The organism is Shewanella vaxholmensis (assembly GCF_031932135.1).
GTDB lineage: Bacteria > Pseudomonadota > Gammaproteobacteria > Enterobacterales > Shewanellaceae > Shewanella > Shewanella hafniensis.
Map to the genome: position 1 here is coordinate 144,004 of NZ_JAUOEV010000012.1, position 6,842 is coordinate 150,845.

The following is a 6,842-nucleotide window of genomic DNA, read 5'->3' on the forward strand; positions in this document are numbered from 1 at the left end:
GTTGGTAAATCTTGATTAATTGCGCATTTCTGCTCGAAAAATCCTTAGATTATGTCGAAGTGACTTGAGAGGGGGCGGAGGAACTTCACATAGACGCCAGCCGAAGATGACATTGGCGCCGTGTGCTTGCTTATATTGTTTTGGATTATCTAAAAGCGGTTATCTAAAGGTATAAAGTAAGTTGAAGGTGGTGATGGTATCTGTCTGCTGGCTACCTTCAGGGACCACTTCAGTATATTTGATGTTCATGCCGATTTTAAAAGCCCAATCTTGGAACACCAGATTCTTGTAGTTCATGTCTAAGGTGAGGGTATTGTTGTTTTCGCCCATTTCGGCGGTTAAATCGGCATTGAGACTGCTGTATTCCTGCAGTTTTTGAGAAAACTTTGCCGCGGTACGCAAAATGACATCTTTCTCAGCATCAGGATTGGGAATATCGACAGATTCGGCCGGTAAGTTATATCGATAACCGGGGCCGACTTCGAGACTGAGTTTGGTCTTGTAGCTGCTGATGGCATTAAAACCGTAACCACTAGAAATAGTTGAGATTTGCGTGTAACTACCGAATTGATCCCAAGTAAAATCACCGCGTCCGAAGATGTAGCCTTTGGTCAGTTTATAGTTCGACTGGAGTTGGAGTTCGTATTTTTCTGAAGTTGTCTTGCTTTTTTCTGAGGCAAAGTAGGCTTTGAGCGTGGCTTCTTGCTTGGTTTGCTGGGTGTCGTAAATCAGTTGGGTTCGACCGTTAAAACTGCTGGACTCGGTATTGCCTGTATTCAGTTGCAAACCCGCTTCGATTTCTGCGGTAAAATCGCTGGGCGGTTCCTGGTAATCCGGTGGAACAAGCGCAAGCGCAGGAAATGAAAGGGAAAATAAAAAAATTGGCGCAATAACTTTTAGCATTATGTTTATTCTTGGTTAGCCGATGTCTGATGTCCGAATATAGATGAAGCGCCATCATACCTGTATTGATTGGCGAGGCAAAGTTATTGCTTGAGTTTCTGTCTTGCTTTCTGTACTATCTCGCGCTCAAATCAGTCACTATTTTTCGTTCCTTGCCTCCATTTGGTTTGACTGAGCCAATACCGAGGCTACATAACCGTAAGGAGCAATAAATGCGTCATTACGAAATCGTATTTATGGTTCACCCAGATCAAAGTGAACAAGTACCAGGTATGATTGAGCGTTACACAGGTGTTATCACCGAAGCTAACGGCACAATCCACCGTTTAGAAGATTGGGGCCGTCGTCAACTGGCTTACCCAATCCTTGATCTGCATAAAGCTCACTACGTTCTGATGAACGTTGAAGCTAAAGCAGAGACGATTGAAGAGCTAGAAACAGCTTTCCGTTTCAACGACGCAGTTCTGCGTAACATGGTAATGCGTACTAAAGTTGCCGTTACTGAAGCATCTCCAATGGCTAAAGCTAGAGATGAGCGCGATTCACGTCGTGGCCCAGCTGGCGAACGCTCATACGATGAAGCTCACGCTGAAGAAATCGCTGAGTAAGGTAATCTGTGACCACCAATAACTTGGTGTTGTCAGGAACGATAACTCGTTCAAGACGCTTTAAAAGCCCAGCAGGTGTTGCACACAGTGTGATAATGTTGGAACACAAATCGCAGCGTTATGAAGCAGATATGCTCCGCAACGTCTACGTACAAATTCAAGTGATTTTGAGTGGCCCACGCTTTGAAAGCGTAGCAGAAGATCTGAAAGCAGGTGTGGAAGTACAAGTGCAAGGCTTTATGACGCTTCAACAGGGGCGCAATGGTCAAAACCGCTTAGTTATCCATGCCGAAAATGTCGAATTGAAAACTTAGGAGACTGTCAACATGGCACGTTATTTCCGTCGTCGCAAGTTCTGCCGTTTCACCGCTGAAGGTGTTGCAGAAATTGATTACAAAGATATCGTTACTTTAAAGAACTACATCACTGAAAGCGGCAAGATTGTTCCAAGCCGTATCACTGGTACTAGTGCTAAATATCAGCGCCAACTAGCTCGCGCTATCAAGCGTGCTCGTTATCTTTCTCTACTGCCATATACTGATTTACATCAGTAATTGCAGTATTCCTAATCGAATATAGAGGATTTGATAATGAACGTTATTCTGCTTGATAAAATCGCTAACCTAGGCAACTTGGGTGACCAAGTATCAGTTAAGGCTGGTTACGCACGTAACTTCCTTTTGCCACAAGGTAAAGCTGTTGTTGCTAACGAAAGCAACGTTAAAGTATTTGAAGCTCGTCGCGCTGAATTAGAAGCTAAATTAGCTGCTGAATTAGCTGCTGCTAACCTACGTGCTGAGAAAATCACTGCACTGGAAGCTGTTGTAATCGCTTCTAAAGCTGGTGATGAAGGCAAACTGTTTGGTTCAGTTGGCAACCGTGACATCGCTGATGCAGTGACTGCTGCTGGTGTTGAGCTGGCTAAATCAGAAGTTCGTTTACCATTAGGCGCTCTGCGTACTACTGGCGACTTCGAAGTTGAAGTTCAGTTACACACTGAAGTTAAAGCTGTTGTTAAAGTATCTGTGGTTGCAGAAGCTTAATTACGACTCGCTTTAAATATAAAAAGACACCGCCTAGGCGGTGTTTTTTTATGGCTGAAATTTAGTTTGTTGGAAAATAGTATATTTCAAAGATGCCTACAATGACGGTACTTATGGGAGTAATACCAATCGTATTAAATATCTGTTTATTCAGCGGGAGTACAACACGCTTTAGGCAAGGCTAAGGTTTGAAGGCATAGTAGTGTTTTGTCGAAAGCCCTAAACGCAGTATAAAGCGCGTTACCATGCCGTTAACATCAGCCTCCCTTCGGGAGCCTCACAGGCATCCCACTCCCGTGCCGCTTTGACTTAAAAGGGAATACACACTTCTGCTTCAATGTGCCTTAGATTAAGCTGCCTGTGAGGCTCTGAACTGGTTTGATATTTCATGTGATTGGTATAATTCAAAGGTGCATAGTTGCTACTAATATTTGTATTTTGCATAGTAATTTAATTTTGGGACCGTAAAACGCATCTAACTGTTGGATATACTTTAATATTATCTAATCTTAAAGTAACTGCCAGTAGGGTTATTAATTGAAAATGATATTTCCCGTGTGGATTCATGAAGCATCTTTAGCTGCTTGGAGATCGTATATGATGAGTAATGAAGAAAGTGTCCCTATCTTTATGCTGAACATTTATAGTTAACATTGTGACCAAGTCATAAATAAAAAAAACCGCCAAGAGAATCTTGACGGTTTTTACGGTGTGATTTAGTTAACTAGTTTAGAAACGTCCAGAAATGCCAAATTCAACATAACGGGGTTCTTGCCAATCATATGCTGCGCCATAGTATTGGTTTTTAGTACCTTCGGAGCTTCTAGCTTCGTAGTGCTCATTTTGTGAGACTATTTCTTGAACATCTAGAACGTTATAAACATTGACCGTTGCTCTCATGTCAATATCACTAATCTTGAAATCATAGTTTAGCGATAAGTCTAGGTTGAAGGTCCATGGTGTACGTCCGACTGTTCCACGTTCAACGCGATTGTATATCTTCTCTGATTGATCACACTGTGCATTGCCATTGGTATCTGGGCATTGGTTAGTATAGAGATAGAAGGTATCACCATAACTTCCATAAACAGATGGGTCATTGCTTGGGTAGCCTTGACCAAATGCACTTAGAGGGCGACCACTAGAGAGTGTGCTGTTAAAACCAACACTGAGATCATCAGTTAAGTTATAAGTACCAAATAACTTAAAGACGTGGCGACGATCATTAGCTTGATAACCTTCAGCACCATCCATCAGCGCTGGGAAATCGAAGTCCTGCGTTACACCAGGATCTGCTTGACCTATGTCTGACTTAACCGCGCCTTCAAAGTTACCGTAGCTCTTACTCCAAGTGTATATAAAGTTAAGGCGTAAATTATCTTCAGTGTAATTGACTTCAGCTTGAATTGCTTTGTATGTGTTTTCAGCTTTAGGTAAACCTATCTCTTCAGCTGAATAGGTTTGGCGACTACCGGGATCCGCAATGGCATCACCATCATTATCTAGTGACCAAGTACCAGAACTTCCTGGGTTAACTAAAGTACAAGTAGCTTGTGATGCTAATGGACCACAATAATCATCTAGAGCGGTTCCAACTTCACGATAAATTCCTCGCACAGACATTACCATTTCTTCGGTTACTTGCTTTTGGTAACCTAAGATATATTCATCTTTACTGAATGGTTCTGCCTCTTCGCTCTGGAATGTTTCTTGAATTGCTGGAGTTGGAACAGAGTTTACTACAGTTGAATTAGCCCCTGCGATAGGGTTTAAACCTGTAGGAGCACCAGTGTCATCATGTCCAGTGAACGTATAATACGTAGTACTATCACTAATACCAGATGCTGCACGATAGTTTGTGTTATTTGGGACTGGTAAATAGTAACGGCCAGCAGTACCGTATATTTTTGACTCGCCATCTCCGACTGGATCCCAAGTAAAGCCTAATCTAGGAGCCAAGTCTGTTTTAAATGAAGAGAACGTCAGTCCTGTAACACCTTGGTTATCAAATTTATCTTGTCTAACCCCTGCAGTTAACATTACATTTTCAGTGACTTGCCATGAATCTTCAAGATACCAAGCTGATAAATCAGAGTTGAAACCGCCGCCACCTGCAAATATACGATCTTGAACATAGTCGAGCTGTTGACCTGTTGTATTCGTATACAAATTACCATCATTACCTTGTATGCCTGCATTGGGTGCTAAGCTCGAGTAAGTCCAGCTGTGTCCCGTAATTGGTGCGGACGTATGGGATGTAAATCGTTCTTGCTTGTCATAGCCTGCTTTAAGCAGGTGGTCACCTAACACATATTGTAGGTCAACGCGCGTTTGAGTATTTTCATCAACGTTCACACCGACAGAGCCACCAGGGCCGCAGCTAGTAATTTTTTGATCAGCAGGGATTTGGCGAGAGTCAGATACTGTAGGACACTCGAGGTTACTCGGAGTGTTCGTATATTCGGTCTCTAATTTGCCATACATGACAGATAATGAAAGATCGTCTGTAATATTACCATTATAGGTAACACTCTTTGCCGTACCGCCACGCTTTCTTAGACTTGACCCAAGATATTTACCAATTTGACCTTCTTCAGCATCATATGCGTATGTATCTGAGTTTGTATCACTGCGGTTTGAATAGCCGAAAAAGCTTAAGCTATGATCATCTGTGATGTTCCAGTCAACTTTAGCACCCCAGAATAGATTGTCAGCACCGCTAGAATCTCGCTTAATAAATTGGTCGTCAGGTGCGTACTGTGATCTTGTGCCTGATTGGGTCGCAAAGTCATTTGAAACATTACGCGGGTTTACAATTGCATAGAAAAATAACTTGTCTTCGATAATCGGGCCTGCAGCTGAAACACTGTATTCCCATAAGTTGTATTCATCATTAGTTGTGTCTCTGAATATGGCACCAACACCGCCATTACCACGGGATATTTGACCTTCAGAAGCTAAAGATTTAGGGATATAACGGCCTGTTGCTGCAAAATCCCACTCGTTGGTACCACTTTTTGTGACTGCGTTGATCACACCACCAGTCGTACGACCAAACTGGGCTGAATAACCACCCGTTTTAACTTGAAATTCACGATAGAATTCAAATGGTACTTCACCACAACCTAACCCTTGGCTTGTATTCGTTACTTCAAGGCCGTTGATATAACATGAGTTTTCAGCCGCTGAAGAACCACCAAACGAGGCCGTTTGACCGAATTTACTATCGCCAGCAACAGTACCTGGAGCAAGTAGCGCAATTGAAGTAAAGTTTCTTGCAACTGGCAGTAAATCTATTTCACCTTTATCAATAACTAGACCAGAGTCTGAGTTTGATAAATCGACGTTATTAATTCGTGCGCCGACTATAGAGATCACTTCGGGGCCACTTGTTGCCTGAATATCAAACGTAGCATTAGCATTTGAACCCAAAGACACTGACACCGTATCTTTAGCTACCACAATTCCAGCTTTACTGATTGCAACTTCATACGTTCCAACGGGTAATTTAGAGAAACGGAAAGTTCCATCAGTTCCAATTTCAATATTTCTTGTTAATCCAGTTTTAGGATCTTTGGCCGTTGCGGTGTACTCGCTAGCACTTGCACCAGAAACAGTTAAAGAGCCCGTAATGCTTGCTGTCGTATTGTCTGCATAGGCGATACTTGGGATTCCCATCCCTAAAGCGGATGTTATCGCAACCGCAATAATCTTCTTCCTAATGTTCATTATGCATTTTCCTCTATCTATTTGTGTATGTAGTTTTTATTTTTCATCTTATTACTGATGAATTGATTTGTAACAACATCGACCACAACATTACATATGTGTTTGTTTTGTGTAAACAGAATGTTTTAATCGTAAGTATTTAATTTGTTAGTTAGTGATTGTGAAGGTCTTTATGGGGAAGGAAGAGCAGGATTATCATTACCCAAGTAAGTCTAAGGTTTTATTTTTGGAGTTGGGAAAGGGTATTTATTCCACTGTAAATTAAGGTTTACAATTCGTTATGGAGGTTTCTACTTCTCTCGTCAAAGTTATTGCTGTTTCGCTAAGCAAATTATTTGACATGGAAAAAGTAAAGTTATCCTTTTGACAAGGAAGTTGTAGTGCTTAAGAATGCTCAATAGAATGTTTTATATGAGAAATATTGTGCTGCAGCTCAATAAATGCACCGCTTGATCTGTGGTTGGAAGGTTGTTTGTGATAATGGCAAAGTTAAATTTTCTTAGTTGTTATCTAGGGTCTGTTGATCTTTCGAGAGTAATTTTTAGACAGCATGGCAAGA

6 protein-coding genes and 1 pseudogene are annotated in these 6,842 nt (G+C 41.7%); 4 read left to right on the forward strand and 3 right to left on the reverse strand.

Annotation, left to right across the window (positions count from 1 at the left end; genetic code table 11):
- Nucleotides 1-159: 159 nt before the first annotated feature.
- The gene (locus tag Q4Q46_RS12300) at nt 160-903 is read right to left on the reverse strand and encodes a DUF481 domain-containing protein (protein ID WP_311906065.1); all 744 of its coding nucleotides are present in this window, start codon (nt 901-903) and stop codon (nt 160-162) included.
- 212 nt (nt 904-1,115) lie between these two features.
- Between Q4Q46_RS12300 and rpsF the strand changes: the two genes are divergently transcribed.
- From rpsF to rplI, 4 genes are read left to right on the forward strand one after another with little or no spacing between them, the layout of a single operon-like run.
- Nucleotides 1,116-1,511, forward strand: coding sequence for a 30S ribosomal protein S6 (gene rpsF / locus Q4Q46_RS12305; protein WP_006083044.1), 396 nt, complete (start codon nt 1,116-1,118; stop codon nt 1,509-1,511).
- Between the two features lie 8 nt (nt 1,512-1,519).
- Nucleotides 1,520-1,825, forward strand: a complete 306-nt coding sequence (gene priB / locus Q4Q46_RS12310) for a primosomal replication protein N (RefSeq protein ID WP_311906066.1) — start codon at nt 1,520-1,522, stop codon at nt 1,823-1,825.
- Between the two features lie 12 nt (nt 1,826-1,837).
- Nucleotides 1,838-2,065: a 30S ribosomal protein S18 gene (gene rpsR, locus Q4Q46_RS12315; protein ID WP_006083042.1), complete on the forward strand. Its 228-nt coding sequence runs from the start codon at nt 1,838-1,840 to the stop codon at nt 2,063-2,065.
- A 36-nt stretch (nt 2,066-2,101) separates the two neighbouring features.
- Nucleotides 2,102-2,554, forward strand: a complete 453-nt coding sequence (rplI, locus tag Q4Q46_RS12320; RefSeq protein ID WP_006086059.1) for a 50S ribosomal protein L9 — start codon at nt 2,102-2,104, stop codon at nt 2,552-2,554.
- A 61-nt stretch (nt 2,555-2,615) separates the two neighbouring features.
- On the opposite strand, the pseudogene Q4Q46_RS12325 reads toward rplI, so the two are convergent.
- Nucleotides 2,616-2,801: pseudogene (locus Q4Q46_RS12325) on the reverse strand (hypothetical protein).
- Between the two features lie 482 nt (nt 2,802-3,283).
- Nucleotides 3,284-6,283, reverse strand: a complete 3,000-nt coding sequence (locus tag Q4Q46_RS12330) for a TonB-dependent receptor (RefSeq protein ID WP_311906067.1) — start codon at nt 6,281-6,283, stop codon at nt 3,284-3,286.
- Between the last annotated feature and the right edge of the window lie 559 nt (nt 6,284-6,842).

Coding starts and splice junctions, on each gene's coding strand:
- Q4Q46_RS12330 (WP_311906067.1), bottom strand. CDS start 6,283: ATGAACATTAGGAAGAAGATTATTGCGGTTGCGATAACATCCGCTTTA.
- rpsR (WP_006083042.1), top strand. CDS start 1,838: ATGGCACGTTATTTCCGTCGTCGCAAGTTCTGCCGTTTCACCGCTGAA.
- rplI (WP_006086059.1), top strand. CDS start 2,102: ATGAACGTTATTCTGCTTGATAAAATCGCTAACCTAGGCAACTTGGGT.
- rpsF (WP_006083044.1), top strand. CDS start 1,116: ATGCGTCATTACGAAATCGTATTTATGGTTCACCCAGATCAAAGTGAA.
- Q4Q46_RS12300 (WP_311906065.1), bottom strand. CDS start 903: ATGCTAAAAGTTATTGCGCCAATTTTTTTATTTTCCCTTTCATTTCCT.